Origin of the sequence: Chamaesiphon sp. OTE_75_metabat_556, from assembly GCF_031378165.1 — a bacterium.
In the GTDB taxonomy this organism is placed as follows: Bacteria; Cyanobacteriota; Cyanobacteriia; order Cyanobacteriales; family Chamaesiphonaceae; genus Chamaesiphon.
Window position 1 is genome coordinate 1 of record NZ_JANNDR010000265.1, and the last position, 17,996, is coordinate 17,996.

Sequence of the window (17,996 nt, forward strand, 5' to 3'; positions counted from 1 at the left end):
GCACCGTTATTATTTGGTTGTTTAGGTTTGATGTTATTCCATTGGATCTGGGAGCTAAAATCGGGGTACCATCACCACACTTTTTATCTCAAGTGGTTGACTAATTCGCGCCTGCAAATGGCGATCTCGATCGCTTTTAGCATTTATTATCTCCTCCGCCTCAATTCCATTATTGTGACTACAGCTCTCTAGAAAATCGCATGGCAAAGTTTAAGCCCAAATTATTATTACTATTGCTACCTGCGACTGCGAGCATGGGCTATTTCACCTTAGTATCGGGATCGGATGCCAATATCTTTGCCAAGGAAATGATGATTATGGTGCCGCTCCAAGTCTTAGCTTTTGTCTATGTCTGGTACGCCAACCGTAAGTAGCTGCGGTGAATCTTGTCAGAGTGCAATAGCCTCGATCGAATTGCCAGCAGCCGCTGAAAATAGTTTGTATTATAGAGAATAATGCTCTCGGCAATAAAATCTATGTTTGGTAAAAAGCAGCCAGCCCAACCAACCCAATCGCAAACCATCAGCGGTGTCACCGTCAATGGTGGCGTGGTGCAACAAGCACAAGCGGGGCGCGATCTCCACCAAGCTCAATCCGGCAATCTGGAAACATCCCAGCAAATGACAAGTGCCGAAGTAGTCAAGCAGTTGGAGACTCTAGAAGCCGCTATCAAAGCCGCCAAAGTGGAGCCAGCCCAACAAGAGGAACTATTAGACTATCTGCGCCCTGCCAAGCGCGAGGCAGCCAAGGAAGGCGGTAGTAAAGAATTAGTCGGGCAAAATCTCAAGCAAGTCAGTGAGACGCTCAAAATGATGAAAGACTCTACAGAAGCCGGAAAGAGTCTCTGGCAAAACGGACAGGAAGTCTTTAAAGCGATCGCACCTTGGCTCGGAGTTGCTGCTAAATTTATCGGGATGTAGGTTGGTTGCCATGGTTATTTGCCCTCATCCCCTAACCCCTTCTCCCAAACTTGGGAGAAGGGGGATCGGAATCTTACTCCCCTCTCCCAAACTTGGGAGAGGGGCTGGGGGAGAGGGCAAATAACCTCCGCATTTATTGATCGAATGGAATTCATCACCAGCAACAGCAATGGCTTCGCAACAGCAAAATATTGACGGTAGCTCGATCGATCGTAGCAATGTTCAGCAAAATCAAGCTGGGCGAGATGCTGTTAGCTTTCTAAATAGCCATGACAATCAAGTCATTATCGAGAATACTTTCCTAAAGCTATTTCCTCAATCCGATCGATCTCAAGTGGATTGGGAGTGGGGGCTAAAATTGCTCGAACAAAAGCAGTTACCAGAGATCCGCAAACGTTTAACGGATACATTGGGACGCGATCGCATCTTAATGGATGTATCGATCGAAGAGCAACAAAAATGGGTAAATCGATCGCCATTAGCAGCCGATCGAATCTTGCAGATTGACGGTAAAAATTGCGGTATATTAAATCCCGATCGCCTATTAATTGAGACATTTGGGCGCGATGATATCAAAGGCAAACTCTTGATTTTAGGTGCGCCAGGAGCGGGGAAAACCACCGCATTATTGAGCTTGGCAGAACAATTGGTATGTGGGGCGATCTCCCAACCAAAAACGGTAATTCCAGTCATCTTCGAGCTTTCGACTTGGCGAGATGACAAGCAAAGTATTCAAGATTGGTTAATCGAGCAACTATACGATTTGCATGGCGGAAGTCGCAAAGCTAAATTCTACGAGCAATGGCTAGAGCGACAGGTATTATTACCGTTATTAGATGGGTTGGATGAGTTGGGGTTAGAGCGACAGAAGAAATGTACCCAAAAGCTGAATGAGTTTGCCGAGCATTACCCGCAGATGGTGGTATGTTGCCGCGTCAAGGAATTTGAGGCGGTAGATATCAAGTTGCGAAATCTCAGAGGTGCGGTGTGTCTCCAGTCATTATCCGATTCGCAAATTCAGGATTATCTTGGCAGTCTAGAGCGTCCAGAATTGTGGGAGGCGATTCAGACTACTCCATACCTTCAAGCCATGTTGGCACCGACTACAGAGGGCGATCCTGGTTTATTGCGGCTGCCGTTGTTTGTGAAGCTGGTGGCGGATGTGTACGATCCACAGCAGCAGATTAGTAGTAAGGCGGATTTGTTAGATAAGTATATCGATCGACAGTTATCATTCGATCGGCGAGAGATCGATCGACGCAAGGAATTGAATAAGTATAAGTGGGAATATAAAACAGTAAAACTGGAACCAGACTGGAAGAAAGCTCGCAGTCATCTTCATTGGCTGGCATATAATTTGCAAGCTAATGGTAATGTCGTGTTCTTAATTGAGCGAATGCAGCGAAATTTATTAGATAGTTGGTTGGACAAACTAATCTATGCTCTATTAATAGGATTATTTTTTGGTTTGGCAGGGGGGATAATTGTCGGAGCTATAATCTTTGCAAACATGTACATCCAAACAAAAAATTCAACAATAGCTGGGCTAGTTAGTTTGATTGTTAGTGTATTTTTTGCATTTTTCCTTGGTTTATGGGCATGTTTAACTATTGGTCGATCCGATCTCATCGATCCGATCTCATCGATCCGGTGGAAACATTGAATTTATCCACTAAAAAAATAGTCAAGTCGATCGTAGGCACAATTGCAATTGGATGCATTACTTGGTCAATACTAAGCATTGCATGTTTGTTGATATACAATCAACTATTCCCTATGCCTCTAGAAGTAAATCTAATTATTGCAGTATTTTTGGTAGTTATCTGGGAAATAAGCGGTCCAAATTTACAAAAAACAACCCGACCAAATGAAGGTACTTGGAGATCTCTTAAGCATGCACTGAGCTTTGCATATGTAGGCGGAATTGGACTAGCCTTATGTGCTTTTGTGATGAAAGGAAAAATCTATATTTTTCTCCATTCCCTGGGATTTAATCCAACGACAACACCATCATTCATTGATGCATTTGTAATTGATATCTCGTGTATATTGGCAGGGCTGTTCTTGGGATTAACTCAAGCTGGAGCAGCCTTTATTCAACACTTTTCTCTGCGAATTGTCTTGGCGAAAAATGGTCTGCCCTGGGATTTTGCCCGCTTCTTGAACTACTGCGTCGAGCGACGCTTGCTCCTGCGCGTCGGTGGGAGCTATCGCTTCTTACACCGCGAATTGCTCGACCATTTTGCCCAGTCAAACCACTAACCTGAAATTATCTCTGTCGATCTCAATTTGTATGCCAGTATCTAAGAAAACGATCGTGTTGCACTATATAACTTAGAACCTGGTAGACGTTGACGATCGATCGTTTGTTTGAGTTCGGCTAAATAGGATTGACGCGCTGCTAATTCAGTTGCTGGAACTTCTTCAGACAACCAAGTTCTTAATAATTTGATCGCTTCTTGATTTTTTTCAATCTGCTCGATAGTTGTCGCTCCAGCATGATTTAAAAAAGGCTTGAGCGAGTTAGCTTGACTCTGACTTTGAGACAGCATAAGTCGATTTCGATGAGGATATTCAACAATTATAACAAACAGTCATCGATCAATTATCATTAGATTGACTATAAAAAATCCCCTCCAGGGAGGGGTGCCCACAGGGCGGGGTGGGTAGATCTCCGCAACATCCCTAACCCCGCAACGCCGCCATCACCACCCCTGGCAGATTTTGCCAACTGGGATAAGCTTCAAACTTGAGCAATTGTCGCGCCATCCCCAACAGATTCTGGTGCGTCGCAAACCAAGCTGGTGTCGGGAAAATCCGAAACGGCGCATACGCCACCGACTTCTGGGGTCGATCGAATAGATAGCTATTGTGGACGAACCCAATCCCCGAACCGATATCTGCCAAAGTATTGCCAGGATATGCCCCCCAAGTTGTGGAACCAAAGTAAAAGAGCATTCCCGACCAGATATTTACACCGATCGCGCCATACTTGAGATGAGCGATCGCAGTATCCAACTCTCGATCGTATTTCTTCTGTGTCTGAGTATCGACGAGCAGCGTACAGGAGAGCGTACCCCAGACGCGATCGTTGGCAAATTCGACGGCTTTAGTGAGGAAATCGGCGGCGGTTTGAGCCTCAATCGAAACCTCGGCTAACACACCACAAAATGCCTCTTCAGTCAGGGCATATTCGCCCGCTATGGGCGGTACATCGGGAATGATAGTCCAGGGGACGATCGCTGGCGTGCGCGTCCCTAGTGGCTCGGATTGGGGGTAGCTGTCTAGAAAGGCTTGATAGCGATCTTGGGCACCTGGATAGTAGGCTTGCCGCGCGGGTGTCGCGGCCAATTCCCGTTTGACGGCGGCTAAAAATTCGGCTTGCTGCGCCCAACCAGATGCGGTGACGAGTACCTGCCCCGATGCACAATTAAAGCTGGCATTCTGAGTGACTATCCCCGCAACCTGACGAGCTTGGAAAGTGAGATCGGCTTGCGACCATTTACCAGGAACGACTAAAATCGGTGTGACGCAGCCGAGTTCGGAAGTAATCGGTTTGGTAATCCGGGGATAATGAGCCGCTTTGGATTGTTGTTGCTCGATCTCAGTGGCACCCCAGACGATCGCATCGTGGGTTTTATGGGAACCAGTAATATGAATTGTCTCGATCTGCGGATGTTGGCACAGATACTTGCCAACTTCGACACCGCCATAGACAATTTCGAGAAAACCGTCCCGCACTAATGGCGCGAAGGCTTGGGCTAAATACTCGCCCATATAAGCATTCACGGGATTCATCTTGACGATCGCGACTTGATTTTCGCTAAATAACTTCGAGAGCACATCCATCGCCACGATCGACGAGAGATTTCCAGCACCGAGAATTAAAGCAACCTTGCTCGCCGTCGGTTCGCGATAGATCTGGGCTTGAGTGGGTGCTGCTCCTGGTTCTAGCCATACTTCTGCTCGATAGCCGAGATATAGTAATCGATCGATCGGATGGGCTGGTAATACTTCGGCGACAAATTGTCCATTTTCCCGTTGCCAAATTTTCGGAGGAGACAATTGTCCGCCAGCTTGAAGGCTATTCATCAACAGGCGCATATTCCGGACTGTCGAGATCGCTCCTGTCACTAATTCTTCTCCAGCAAGCGATGATTGCGGATCGACCCCTTTGGCTTGACACGCGGCTGTCATCCAATCATCGGCAACGGTAATAGTTCGATCGAGGCAACTTTGGAGATATACTAATCGTTGGGTAATTGTAGTTTGTGCCCACCTATTTCGATGGTGATGGAGATTGAAGATCGCCCGCTCGATCTCATCTAATGTCGTGGCTGATATCGATACCGGAATAGTCATAATAAGTAGGTCGGTGCAATGAAATTTACAATGGTTCTGAACTACGGCAAGGTTTTAGTTAGAACTATCTTATATTTGATTTAGCCTACCTACTTAAATATCATTCAAAAATCTAACAATCTCTAGACTTTTTGTCGTTCCCTCTGCTCCATTTTTTGAGTGCGAGTGAATTTACTCAAGTTAATTCCAAAGTTGTTGTTTATGGCAAAATTCATTAAAATGCCAAAGTTAGTACGATCAATCTTAGGACAAGCAAGATTTGACTTAGCTAGAACACTCTCTAGATTTGTGGTGCTAAATAGCATCGGTTGTGAAGATAAATATCCGGCGAAGATCCTGCCGACAGTTTTATAATAAAAACTCTCTATTTGATTCAAATCGGTTGGCATAATATCTACAAATTCAATGCCTTCAATATTTAACGAGCGGCAAATTTCTGCAAGGTAAAAATCGTGTTGTGTTTCTTCATTATTCACAATATGATAACTCTCTCCACAATCTCTTTGGGCACAAACTTCATACATCACCTTGGCGGCATAATCAGCAGGCACAATATTTAACCCACTATTTCTAGCAGCATAGATTCTAGCATTTAAAGTGATTCTATCAGTATATGCTCGATCTATATTTTCAATTTTCCTTAATTTAGAATGTAGCCAAAAAGCACCCCATCCATAGAAAACATCAAATTTGTCGATCGTTCCTAGCGGATGTTCGATCAGTCTGCCGCTAATAGTTGAAGGTCGGAAGCATCTATATCTAATTCCATGCTCCTTGGCAAAATCTCTAGTGATTATCTCTGCTTTTAGCTTAGATAATTCATAGGGATTTCTAAATTCTTGGTTAAGATTAATATAATCTGGCATGATTTCGCCGGAAGTCTGACCGCAGCAGTAAGCAGAGCTAACATAGCAAAATTCCTGAACATCCAATTGCTTAACTAAGCTTAAAATCCGCTCTGTTCCCTTAATGTTAGATTCCCACAATAGATTTTTTACAGATTCTGAATCTCTAAAATCTGTGACAGAGGCTATGTGAAAAAAGAAATCTATCGATCTGGCTTTTAGTTTATATATATCCGCTGTGGATATGTGCAAATCTTCTCCATTTAAATCTATTTCTATACAATGAATTCTGGCTCTGGCAAATTCTTGAATATTGTCATTGTACCGATCTCCTATATAAGAAAATCCATCTTCTAGGACGATCTTGTTAATCCGTTCTTGGAGTGTGGTGCTTGCTTCTTTCCGGCCGAGTAAAATAATACTTAAGCTGTCTAGATCGTTGATGTATTGTTTGATAAATTCAAACAATAAATTTCTACCGAGCAATCCAGTAGCTCCAGTTAAAACAATATTCATTTTGAGGCGGCTATTTTTACTAAGTTATCAACTTCAGACATGGGTATTAACTGTATTTAAATCTATATTAAATACAGTTAATGTATCGACAAGTGCAGAGCTGTTGAGATCGAATAGCTTGCTTTAGAATCGTGCTATTGTAGCTATTGTCAACCTCTCACTCTGTCAAATATATCCCTTGCTTAACTATTATTCCCAAGTCGATCGCCGAAGTAACTCTGCACTCCCAAAATCCGATTAAATAGATTCTTTACTTACTGTTTACCAAGATCGATCGATAGAGTAATTCGGTTTTCTCGACCATTTGTTCGGCCGTAAATTCTTTAGCAAACTTGTGTTTTCCAGCTATACCCATTTGCTGGCGACGATCGGGATCTTTAATTAACGTCGAGATCGCCAACGCCAACGCATCGACATCTTGATGCGGTACGAGTAACCCCGTGACACCATCGGCGACTTGTTCGGGAATGCCATTGACATTTGTCGCAATAATTGGCAAGCCACAACGCATGGCTTCCAAGATACTAATCGGCGCACCTTCATAATGCGTACTCAAGACAAAAATCTGCGAATCAGCTAATAAATCGGGGACATCCAATCGATCGCCTAAAAATGCAACTCGATCGGTAATACCTAAATCCTTAGCCATAGTTTTACTAGCTTCCCAATCGGGGCCAGTACCGACGAAAATTAGCTTGATTGGTTCTGTTAATTTGGCGATCGCTTGCATGAGTGTATGCTGATCTTTTTGGGCGCGATTGAATCTGGCGACCATGATTAATCTCGCTGGTTGTCGTGCTGGTACCGCTGTCGCGATCGCCTGATTAGCAATGCCATTATGAATAGTTACGGCTAATTCGGGCGACGTAACTTTCAAAGCAATTGCTAATTGGCGATCGCTTTCGGAGACACAAATAATTTTGGTCGAGATCGGCGACATGGCTTTTTCGACTCCCAAAGCGATATTGCGCTGAAGCCTTGGCGATCTGGGATCGAAGCCCCAGCCATGTGCGGTAAAGATAACGGGCACCCGACAAATCCAAGCCGCTAATCGGGCGACGACGCCAGCTTTACTACTATGGCAATGCACTAAATCGGGTTTGACGAGTTTGATAATCCCGATACATTCTTGAATCGATCGCAAATCGCTAGTAGGGTTGATACTGCGCTTTAAATTATTAATAATATGGACTTTAGCTCCTAAATCGATCGCCTTTTCGGTAAGTACTCCTGGCGCACCGACGGCTAGATGGACATCATAATCTCGATGGAGCGATCGCATCAGATCGTAGACATGTGCTTGAGCACCACCTAATTCAGATTTTGTAATGACATATAAAATAGTTGTGCGGGCGATCTGTGGCATAGCTAAAATGAGGAGTTAATAATCGATTTGAAGTATGGCAACAGCTAGAAGCGACAATATTATCAAGTTAAATGCTGGTTGAGGATGCGATCGCGATCGGATTTGGTTTGTCGATCGCATCGACCGCGATTAAATCTGGAAGTAACGTAATTTATCGGCTGTCATGGGGCTGGGGAGCATTAATATTTTATCGTCCGATCGAGCGATAAGATAAGAAGACCGTCATCTGTTAAATCATGCTCGCTCGACCCACGCCTATTGCGATCGTCATCAACCAACTTAGCGTACCCACCGCGCGGCGATTGCTCACAGTTATCCCCGGGGCGCAATTATATGGGCTGGCAGGTAGAACTACCGATGTCGATGTGAGTTTTACCAATTTTGGCGATACGGTGCGGCAATTATATCGTGACGGCGTGCCGATCATTGGGTTGTGTGCCGCTGGCATTTTGATTCGGACGCTGGCACCGATGTTGACCGCTACCAAGACGGAACCGCCGGTGGTGGCGGTAGCCGCCGATGGTAGTGCGGTGGTACCGTTATTAGGTGGGATGACGGGGGTCAACGAACTCGCCGAACAAATTGCCGCAGCTTTGAATATTCGTCCGGCGATTACGACAACTGGGAAGATCCAGTTTAATACCGTTCTACCAGATCCGCCGACTGGCTATAAGTTAGCCAACCACGAACATGTCAAAACTTTGATCGCCGATCTGATTGCGGGGGTGAGTGTGAGTTTGGATGGTGAGGCACCGTGGCTACTGGCGAGCGATCTGCCGTTTACGACACAGGGAGAGCGGACGATTACGGTCACTACCCGATCGATTGTGGGTAGTCCCACGCGGTTAGTTTATCATCCGACTAGTCTCGTGCTGGCGATCGATCGACCCGCACAATTTACAGCACCTGAATGGATCGAGGTGATTACCACGCAACTGGCTACCGCCGATCTGGCGATCCCGGCGATCTCCTGTATCGTTCTACCCAAGAGTATTACAGGGGCAGCAATTGCTGGAATTGGCAAAAGTTTAAAGCTGCCAATTCGCTTAGTCGAATCAACCCAATGGCAGTCCGATCTGACTGTCGTTAGTCAAGATCTCCATCTGACGATCTTCCGCGCGATCGCACCTGTAAATCCTGACTCGATCGGTCAACCTCAAGGTAAACTTACTGTCATTGGTACTGGCCCCGGCTCGGCAGAGTGGATGTCCCCACAAGTCCGCCAGACAATTCTGGCCGCCACGGATTTAGTCGGCTATCACACCTATTTAGATTTAGTCAAAGATTTGGCAGTGGGTAAAGAGTGCCACGGCTCCGATAATCGGGTCGAACTCGATCGATCCAGATTAGCCCTAGATCTAGCTGCCAGCGGTAAAAATGTCGTCGTAGTCTCTTCTGGCGATCCGGGGATCTTTGCGATGGCAGCCGCTGTCCTAGAAGTCCTCGATCGAGAAGCCCAACCAGAGTGGCAAACGATCGATCTCCAGATTAACCCCGGAATCTCGGCGATGCAAGCCGCTGCTGCCAGTGTGGGTGCCCCACTGGGACACGATTTTTGTGCGATCTCCCTGTCGGATCTGCTCAAACCGTGGGAAGTAGTCGCCGCCAGGATTGCGGCAGTAGCTGCCGCAGATTTGGCGATCGCTTTCTACAACCCGATTTCGAGTCAGCGGAGCTGGCAATTAGCCGCAGCTAAGGAAATCCTCCTGAAGTTTCGACGGGCTAATACCCCAGTCATGCTCGCCCGCAATCTGGGCAGATCTGGACAGGAAGTGAAGGTGATTACTTTAGCCGAACTCGCTCCAGAGTCGGCGGATATGCGGACGGTAATTTTAATCGGTTCGAGTCAAACAAAACTAATTCCGCGCGCGGATGGTACTAATTGGGTGTACACGCCGCGATCTTACCAATAGGCTAAAATTTGCTCGCTTGCTCGATTCGATCTGAGCAGGAAGTGTTGGTGATGAGGAGATCGGACATCACTCCAGAGATCGTCGTCCTCTATTGCTTGGCGAAAATATTGCAACTGGTTGATCGTCTTCTCCTCGATCTCTAAAGTAGATCGATCCCGACTTTCAAAGCCGGATTATTTTCCCAGCGATCCCCAACGTGAGCATAAATCGCCGTAGTGCGGGGATCTGCATGACCCAGCAAATCTTGCACCTGTCGCAAGGTCGCCCCATTCCGCAGGGCTAATGTCCCCGCTGTATGCCGTAAACTATGCGCCGAGAGCGTTCGTCCTTCCAGATATTTAAGATTCGTCGCTTGGAGGTACTTATCCACCACCTGCCGAATCCCCCGTCGCGATAATCGTTCCCCGCGACCGTAATTACTCAGATTGATCAACAGCGGACTATCCACCAGGCAATCAAATCCAGATCCCCGCCGCTCGGTTAAATACCCTTCCATGAGCTGCGCTAACTGGGGAGTTAAGGGGACAACCCGCAGGTGTCGCTTACTACTAACTTTCACCCCGACCCGCTCGCCTTGCCGCACCACATCCCCGATATTCAGACGATGCATCTCGACCGTCCGCGTCCCTTCGAGGGTCATCACGCCGAGCAATAATTTATCCCGCCAGGTTTTCAAAGCACTGCTATTGTCGATCGATTTGAGCAGGATCGTCGCTTCGCCCTGTTCGAGATAGGTGATTTTCGCCGCCGGATCGATCGATTCTGTCGGTGGTTTAACTCCCCAAGCGGGATTACCACCAATCAATCCATATTCTACCGCCGCATCGTACAACCGACTCACTGCCGTCAATTTAACAGCGATCGTTTTTGGCTTATACCCCCGCTCTGCCAACCACCACCGATAGACCTTAATCGTCTCCCGTGTCGCCTCACGCGGATCGACGTTACTCTCGCGACACCATTCTAAATACTGTTTTACCTGCGTCCAGTACGTGACGATCGTATCGCCACTAGCACCACCATTGGCAACATCAAATTGCAAGAAGTTGGTGAAGACGCCAATCAATGCATCGCAGTCGATTTCCACAACTGTCTCTGTCTGTTGCTCGGTGGTAGTAACCATCTGCACAAAAGTAGCGATCTCCACCATTGTATGAAATATCTGCTAGCGATGTCACGCTCTGCAACAAAACAGCAAGTTCTCACGTTTGCGAGACTTACCTGCCGTTCGATTTGCTCCGGCCATTCTCAATCCTCGATCGATCTCTACTCACGGTGCGATCTGCTCTGTCGATTTCCGACCTATCGATACCTTTTCTTGACAATCTCGATCAAATTGAACAACTATCCTGTAAAAACATATTTAGCGCAAATTAATATAGATGTTTTTAATACACGTTTTTGATTTAAATAAATGCATTTAAATTCAGAAAATATACTTAATTCTAAAAAGCGCATTCATAATCAAGCTGACGATCTTAAATAAGTTAGCTGTTGGAGAACCATCACCTGCCAGGAATGGAGATTTGTTGGTAATCGATCTAATCTGCTGATCCATCGATCGATTTGGGAATACTCAACAGAGAGGGTGCCGAGAAGATTACGAGCAGATGATGAAATGGGTAGAAATTGGGGCAGTGAAATCAGGTACCTATAAGTGTATTTATCGGTACCTGATTCCCCTTTCTCCCTCCCTCGATTTCCGCGCCCGATTGACTCGAACCCTTGTTTCTCGATTTAGGATTCGGCAAGAGCGATGATTTAGATATCTCGACTGACTCAAGGATCAAAATACAGGATAAAAAGTGTTCGATCTGTAATGAAGCTTGAGCATGATTAGATAGGGGTCTAAATTAGATTTACCCACGATTCTCTACTTCAGCGCAGTGAACGATTGAGATCGAGGCATACTAGATCGGATTTTGATGATTCTCAGAAATAGTTTGACCAAGAAGTCTCACATCAATTTAGATTATTCTACTCTAATTCAAACACCTATTTTTGACGATCAAACTGAACCTAATTCAGACGTTATTAATATACATTTTCAGCTCGATTGCTGTCAGAATACGCCCATCAATAAGGCGATCACCTGGATTTAGAGCCAGAAAGTGCAGATCAATATTGAGGCTGGTAATGCTTGCTGTTAGTGAGTTTGAACAATTAAGGGTGTGATAATGCATCTTTTCACATTCTTAATCCATCCCCACGTCAGCCCCAGTCACTCGATCGATAACGTTCCAGATTTTGATTCAATTTTCATCACAGTAACTATCGAACGAATATCTCAACCGACCGTAAAAGCAACCTTAATTACTCACCGTCAAAATAATCCAAATCCAACCGTTTAATCTGGTATTCAGACACAACCGAAACGCCGAGATTTACCTCAATTGCATAGCTTGCAAGCTGTTCTCCATCGATGAGAACCACCTTCACATTGGCAGGCAAATAAGACTTGGCTTGTTCTGAGAATTTTGAGGTTGTAATGAAGATTCCCTTCCGCGCTCCCTTGCCCGCTAAGGCACCGACAAACTGTTGAATTTCACAGGCGACCGACGGTGTTATTCCAGCGTTTTGCTTGGATATAAATCGCATCCAAACCGAGTCGATCTTCCTTAATAATTCCATCGATTCCTTCATCTCCTGTCCTGCCAATTGCCATCCCGGCATCTACCAAGGAACCGCCATAACCCATCTTGACCAGGAGTTCGATCACCAGTCGCTCGAAGAAGGCGGGAGAGGCTGTTTTAATCCGTTCTAGAAGTTCTTGGGCGAGATTCTGGCGTAGTTCTCGATGGGCTAATTCCATCACCTCATCAGGGGGTTGTTCGAGATTAGCAACAAAATCGAGAGCAGGATTAGATCCTGTATGCGTTGAGTTAGGAGTCGTCGCACCTACAAATTCAGAGTGTTCGGGAAACTGTCTGAGATACTTAACATCAAGTCGGGATGGCTTTTGAGCCAGGGTATCCAAACCTCTTGGGGTAATCTGAAACCTACCGCGAGAAGGGGTGCTTAATAGCCCTGCCTTCCTAAGATGAGTACAAGCCCAACGAACGTAATTATTAAATCTAGTATGTTTGCCAGAAGAGAGTAGTTCTCGGCGTTCGGCATCGGTGAGATTAAAGTAGGTAGCCAGATGCTCAATGGCATCGGATATCTTATGCTCCTTGCCATCGCTAGCAAGTTCGAGCAAGGGGAGCATAATTGTCTGGTAATCGGGAATAGACATGGGAAACGAGGGAACTACTCAAGAGTTATGGTTCCCCCTTTACTGGGTGTAATTCTCAGTTTGCCGAGATCTGCACAACTAACTCTAAATTGACCTTTATAGCTGCGGAAGCCCGTTTATGACTACTTCCATATTTCGAGCTAATCGATCGCCTTCAAGGCGGAAATAGACCGCTTTGGGATGATGTTTGTGTCTGAGTGGTATCGATCGAGCTGTTTTGTCGATCGACCGTTACGGCTACAAACTAGGCTGTTGACTCTGTACCCTTTAGCCCATCAGGGTTCATGCAGAAAATGTGTTGGTCGCTTTGGTTGAAAAACGGCTGTTACAGCCGTTTTTCAACTATGAAAAATAACACTAATAATTTTTGGGAAAATTACCCGAAAACCAACAAAGTCAGCAGCCTAGCTACAAACCTGACTGATGCGGGAAGTCGGGTTTGTAGCTAGGCCATCTTGATGAAGGTTGTTCGATCGTCCTTGTAGCCTCGATCAAATGGAGATGAGGCTATTTGAAGGGATCGATTCAAATCCCCGTTAAATGGGCTTAATTCGCCATCTAATATCGGTTTTGACTACTTGCTCATTCAAATCGACTAAAGGGCGTTCAAGGCGAATCTAGACCCCTTCGAGAGGATATTTGTTGATTTTTTGGATTTGGTTGGACAACTCTTCACCAAAGTGTTTATGCAGCTATGCTGCGACTCGATCGCACCCTAACAAAACAAGCATTGGCGATCGCCTACCCCGAACACTCCCACTTCATAATAATTGCCGTGTAATATTTAAGATTCGGGTATTACATAACTGGCGATCGAAATCCATCGCTCCCTGAAATTTCAACGATCGAGCCTGCCCCTCGATCGGTTCTTTTTGAAGACAACGTTAAATTTATTTCTAAGGTCGTGTTTAAAAATAAAAGCATATTTAAAAAATAACTATGAATTTAAATACTAAATATGTTATATTAAGAAAGAAGTGTAAATATAGAGAATAATCATATTTATTTTGATTAAATTATGAAATGCAGGAAATCGAGATGATCGAAAGAAAAGGTAGGTAGGGACGATCGCCAAACTACTCGCTGGCGCGATCGAAAGTGAGGATTCGAGCAAAAAAGTGAGCGTGACGATTGCCTCGTACCTGCGTACTAATTCCCAGGAGTTGGCGAGCCATCGTCAAGCTAGTGAAGATTCAAAGGTAGATCGAAACTGGGCAACTGACGATCTCGACGCAACGGATTACGGCGCGGGAATTAATTCGGCAGCGGATCGATCGAGAGGTGGATAACTATAACCAAAATCGATCCGAGCCGTTGCAAGGATTGGTGCAGCCTTCAGATTCGGAACGGTTGTTGAATGGCTATAAATTGCCGACTGCTAGCAAGATCGAGTGAAACAGTTCGAGCTGGCGATCGCGGCGTTTGCCCAGAATGGGTAAAATCGGTCAGATCGACAATTTTAAAACTGGCATAAGGGCGAATAGCTACTGAGAATTTTGATGCGACAATTGGTGAAACACAACACAAGCATAGCTAGATGAAAGATGCAGAATGTTAAATTTCGCCAGACTTTACGACAAGAAGCTAATCGCTGGCGATCGGAAGGCTTCATCGATAGCGACTTCCATGCCAAGCTAGCCGATCGCTATCAATTTGACAGTCTCGATGCCGAAGCCAGCGGTACATTTATCAGTGCCATGATCGGCTTGGGTGGCGTCCTCATCGGCTTGGGGATTTTGAGCTTTGTCGCGCTTAATTGGCAGTATTTAGACAAACCCTACCGGATCGTCGTGTTGCTGGGCGCACTCTTGGCCGTAAATGCTGGTGGCTTTTATCTCTGGCAAAAATCGCCGACTCGTCGCCTCGGACAAGGTTTGCTGGTATTGGGGTCGATAATTTTTGGGGCAGATCTGGCGTTGCTCGCCCAATTATTTCATGTTTCTGGCGACACCTTTATTTTATTTATGGGTTGGGCGATCGGAGTGCTGCTAATGGCTTATGCACTGAAATTGCCCTCGCTGGGTGCGATCTCGATCGCGCTAATGGGTTGTGGCTATTGGGGTGCTGCAGTGGCAGGTTTCGCTGAGCGATCGCTCGCTCCAGTTTGGGCGCAAGGGTTGTATGAGTATATGCCGATCTTATCGATCGTCATGTTTCTCCCCTTAGCATACCGTTGTCGATCGCCATTAATTTTCTCACTAGGGGCGATCGCGTGGTTGTCGGCTTTTCTGGTTGCCGCAGATAACTACAGTTTCAAGCCTTACCCACTGGGGATCGGGTTGTACTCACCTGAGACCGAGTTTATCTTATCTGGAGCCGCCACCAATATGTTGCCTGTGATTTTGGGCTGTAGCTTGCCGATCCTGCTGTTTTGGGCGGCGGGTAGGGTTCAGGGCTACTTTCCGACTCCAGCTTACCGACCACAATTTGCACGGTTCAGTCAACGGATGGCGGTATTTTCTGGCAGTTTGATCTGTTTTTACCTATCTTTGGATTCTTCCCTCGTCGTTGGCAAGAAATATTTAGATAGTATACCGTGGGATTTTCTACTACTCGTAGGTGTGACGATCGGCTTGTGGGTGGCACTGTGGCGATTGTCGAGTCGATGGCAACCCACCGATTTGCTCGTCTTGGCTTGGGGTGTGAGTATTGCTGGACTGCTGGCAGTTGGACTCAAAGGGGATATCTGGTGGATTCTGACTGTTCGGACTGTGCTGCCAGCAATATTTTTCCTCTTATTGGCTGCGATCACGCTCATCTGTATTCGCACTAGCTTACAAACCGCTGATCGCGGGGCATTTTACTTCGGGTGGCTATTATTGTCGTTGCGAATTTTGACTTGGTTTGCCTTCGTTCAGACCGATCTCAGTCTCAAAGCCTTGCTATTTATCGCCAGTGGCGCAGTTACGATCGCGCTGGGCGTGTGGTTCGAGCGGCGGCTTCGCTTGGTTAGCTAAATTTTATCTACAACTTAAATATATTTATGTCAGACAGTCTACTCAAACCGAACGGCTCGCCGTCTGCGACAGCAATCGATACCGCTCCGCAGCCAGAACTCGATCCCACTCCCATTCCCTACCGGAATTTTTGGTTGGCAATGGGGGCACAATTCGCGCTCTTGGCGACGATCGCCGCTCCAGCGATTTATACTCTCAATACTGGTACTACCGTCTTTCTCCAAACTGTACCAGTCGATCCCTACGATCTGCTACGTGGTTATTATCAGACACTAAATTACGATATTGCCGATCGCGCTAAGCTGGCAAAACTCCCAGGCGGCAACATTTTCAAAGATAGTAAGAGTAAGCCCAAGGCAGGTGAATTTTTTGTGACGCTTGCGCTGCCATCCACCGCAGGACAACGAGTAGCTCGACCGCACAGCTTGCTGTCTGCGTCAGCAATCGCCGTCTCAGCCACAAGACCGACGAATTTACCCACTGGACAGATTGCCATCCGAGGGACTCTTACCACCGCATCTAGCTGGTGGCGAAACCAGCTTAGCTATGGAATTGAGAAATTCTACATGCCCGAATCCCAAAAGGATACCGTAAATAGCGAGATCGGTCGCAATCCACGCAAACTGCTGGTGGAGGTCAAGATCGACAGCAACGGTCATCCGGTGCCAGTGAGTCTGTGGGTGGGGAATAAAAGCTATCGTTTTTAGTGTGAATAATTGCTTATTTAGAACCCATTTGAGCGTTTGGGATCGATTATTGGCTGTTGATCTGGCTATAAATTTACGATCGTTACAAATAATAGACCTCCTGCGAAAGTAATTGCACTAATTGTTTGTTCGGGACGATGGATAATTTGGGCTAGATCATTTGTGACAGGAATCGATCGCCGACAAAGTATTCGGGTAAGATCGATGGCAACCCGGTTACTCAAAGGTGAGAATTAATTACCTTGACTCTACTCTCCACGATCGCCGCATCACCCCTCTCCCTGCAAGACATCGCCCAGCGGGACTTGCTTCAGGAGCTAATTGCCGACAGGCGTTCGCCGAATACGCGGCGGACGTATACCAAGGCATTGGTAGATTTTTTCATGCAGGTTGCTAATGCGGCACCGACACCAGCCTTAGTCGGGGAATTTTTGGCACTCGATCGCTATCAGGCGATGACATTAGTATTGAGGTATCGGCGGATATTAACCGATAAAGGGTTGGCTCCTTCGACGATTAATACCCGACTGGCGGCGATTAAAAGCTTGGTGGGTTATGCGCGCAAAGTGGGGGAGTGCCATTACGATTTGGCAGATGTCGAAGGGGTGCGGGTAGAGACTTATCGGGATACTTCGGGGGTGAATCCGACGGAGTATCAGGGGATGATCGGGGTATTCGATCGCCAGACGCTCAAGGGTGTGAGAGATTATGCGATCCTGCGGTTATTGTGGGATAACGCGCTCAGACGTGCGGAAGTGTGTCAGGCGAATGTCAAGGATTTCGATCCGATCGGGTGTAAGTTGTGGATTATTGGTAAGGGGAAAGTCCAACGTCAACCGATCGATCTCAGTCGTCAGTCGGTACAGGCGATTCAAGCGTGGTTAGCATTGCGGGGGAAATGCAAAGCCAGCGAGCCGTTATTTTGTACCCTCGATCGGGCTACTAAGGGACACCGATTGAGTGGGAATGCGATCTATAATCTCGTCAGAGAGACAGGAAGTGCCGCAGGTATTTACAAAGTCATGAGTCCCCACCGCGTGCGTCACAGTGCGATTACAGCGGCTTTGGATGCGACGAATGGGGATACCCGCCGGGTGCAGAAGTTGAGCCGTCATGCGGATTTGAATACTTTGACGCGGTACGACGATAACCGGCGGCATCACCAAGGGGAGGTG

The 17,996-nt window shown here is 46.5% G+C and carries 16 protein-coding genes and 1 pseudogene; 11 read left to right on the top strand and 6 right to left on the bottom strand.

What is annotated here, in order from left to right:
- From RMO27_RS10780 to RMO27_RS10800, 5 genes are all read left to right on the top strand, one after another.
- The coding region (locus RMO27_RS10780) for a hypothetical protein (protein ID WP_309732220.1) at positions 1–192 on the top strand (192 nt) is incomplete at its 5' end.
- A gap of 8 nt (positions 193–200) precedes the next feature.
- Complete coding sequence (locus RMO27_RS10785; protein WP_309732221.1) at positions 201–374, top strand: hypothetical protein; 174 nt, start codon at positions 201–203, stop codon at positions 372–374.
- Between the two features lie 102 nt (positions 375–476).
- Positions 477–920 carry a hypothetical protein gene (locus RMO27_RS10790; protein WP_309732222.1) on the top strand — a complete coding sequence of 148 codons (444 nt, stop codon included), beginning with the start codon at positions 477–479 and terminating at the stop codon, positions 918–920.
- 169 nt (positions 921–1,089) lie between these two features.
- Positions 1,090–2,583, top strand: coding sequence for an NACHT domain-containing protein (locus RMO27_RS10795; RefSeq protein ID WP_309732223.1), 1,494 nt, complete (start codon positions 1,090–1,092; stop codon positions 2,581–2,583).
- A 113-nt stretch (positions 2,584–2,696) separates the two neighbouring features.
- Complete coding sequence (locus RMO27_RS10800) at positions 2,697–3,182, top strand: hypothetical protein (protein WP_309732224.1); 486 nt, start codon at positions 2,697–2,699, stop codon at positions 3,180–3,182.
- 41 nt (positions 3,183–3,223) lie between these two features.
- On the opposite strand, the gene RMO27_RS10805 is transcribed toward RMO27_RS10800, so the two are convergent.
- The 4 genes from RMO27_RS10805 to RMO27_RS10820 all read right to left on the bottom strand — a co-directional run bounded on the left by RMO27_RS10805 (position 3,224) and on the right by RMO27_RS10820 (position 8,009).
- The gene (locus RMO27_RS10805) at positions 3,224–3,472 is read right to left on the bottom strand and encodes a hypothetical protein (RefSeq protein WP_309732225.1); all 249 of its coding nucleotides are present in this window, start codon (positions 3,470–3,472) and stop codon (positions 3,224–3,226) included.
- 133 nt (positions 3,473–3,605) lie between these two features.
- A complete protein-coding gene (locus RMO27_RS10810; protein ID WP_309732227.1) occupies positions 3,606–5,282 on the bottom strand; it encodes an aldehyde dehydrogenase family protein in 1,677 nt (558 codons plus the stop codon).
- 122 nt (positions 5,283–5,404) lie between these two features.
- Positions 5,405–6,643, bottom strand: coding sequence for an SDR family oxidoreductase (locus RMO27_RS10815; protein WP_309732229.1), 1,239 nt, complete (start codon positions 6,641–6,643; stop codon positions 5,405–5,407).
- Between the two features lie 250 nt (positions 6,644–6,893).
- Entirely contained in the window at positions 6,894–8,009 is a 1,116-nt protein-coding gene (locus RMO27_RS10820; protein WP_309732232.1) for a glycosyltransferase family 4 protein, read from the bottom strand.
- A gap of 71 nt (positions 8,010–8,080) precedes the next feature.
- Here RMO27_RS10820 and RMO27_RS10825 point away from each other — a divergent pair, with 71 nt between their 5' ends.
- Positions 8,081–8,218, top strand: coding sequence for a hypothetical protein (locus RMO27_RS10825; RefSeq protein WP_309732234.1), 138 nt, complete (start codon positions 8,081–8,083; stop codon positions 8,216–8,218).
- 27 nt (positions 8,219–8,245) lie between these two features.
- Positions 8,246–9,922, top strand: a complete 1,677-nt coding sequence (cobJ, locus tag RMO27_RS10830) for a precorrin-3B C(17)-methyltransferase (RefSeq protein ID WP_309732239.1) — start codon at positions 8,246–8,248, stop codon at positions 9,920–9,922.
- Between the two features lie 139 nt (positions 9,923–10,061).
- Here cobJ and RMO27_RS10835 read toward each other — a convergent pair whose 3' ends face one another.
- Both RMO27_RS10835 and RMO27_RS10845 read right to left on the bottom strand, forming a co-directional pair.
- Positions 10,062–11,045: a tyrosine-type recombinase/integrase gene (locus RMO27_RS10835; protein WP_309732240.1), complete on the bottom strand. Its 984-nt coding sequence runs from the start codon at positions 11,043–11,045 to the stop codon at positions 10,062–10,064.
- Between the two features lie 1,190 nt (positions 11,046–12,235).
- Positions 12,236–13,157, bottom strand: a pseudogene (locus RMO27_RS10845) (restriction endonuclease).
- 1,124 nt (positions 13,158–14,281) lie between these two features.
- On the opposite strand from RMO27_RS10845, the gene RMO27_RS10850 reads away from it, so the two are divergent.
- From RMO27_RS10850 to RMO27_RS10865, 4 genes are all read left to right on the top strand, one after another.
- Positions 14,282–14,446 carry a hypothetical protein gene (locus RMO27_RS10850; RefSeq protein WP_309732245.1) on the top strand — a complete coding sequence of 55 codons (165 nt, stop codon included), beginning with the start codon at positions 14,282–14,284 and terminating at the stop codon, positions 14,444–14,446.
- A gap of 255 nt (positions 14,447–14,701) precedes the next feature.
- Entirely contained in the window at positions 14,702–16,114 is a 1,413-nt protein-coding gene (locus tag RMO27_RS10855) for a DUF2157 domain-containing protein (RefSeq protein ID WP_309732247.1), read from the top strand.
- Positions 16,115–16,140: 26 nt separating this feature from the next.
- A complete protein-coding gene (locus RMO27_RS10860; protein WP_309732249.1) occupies positions 16,141–16,821 on the top strand; it encodes a GDYXXLXY domain-containing protein in 681 nt (226 codons plus the stop codon).
- Between the two features lie 242 nt (positions 16,822–17,063).
- Positions 17,064–17,996: tyrosine-type recombinase/integrase (locus RMO27_RS10865; RefSeq protein ID WP_309732251.1), on the top strand; the 933-nt coding region annotated here is incomplete at its 3' end.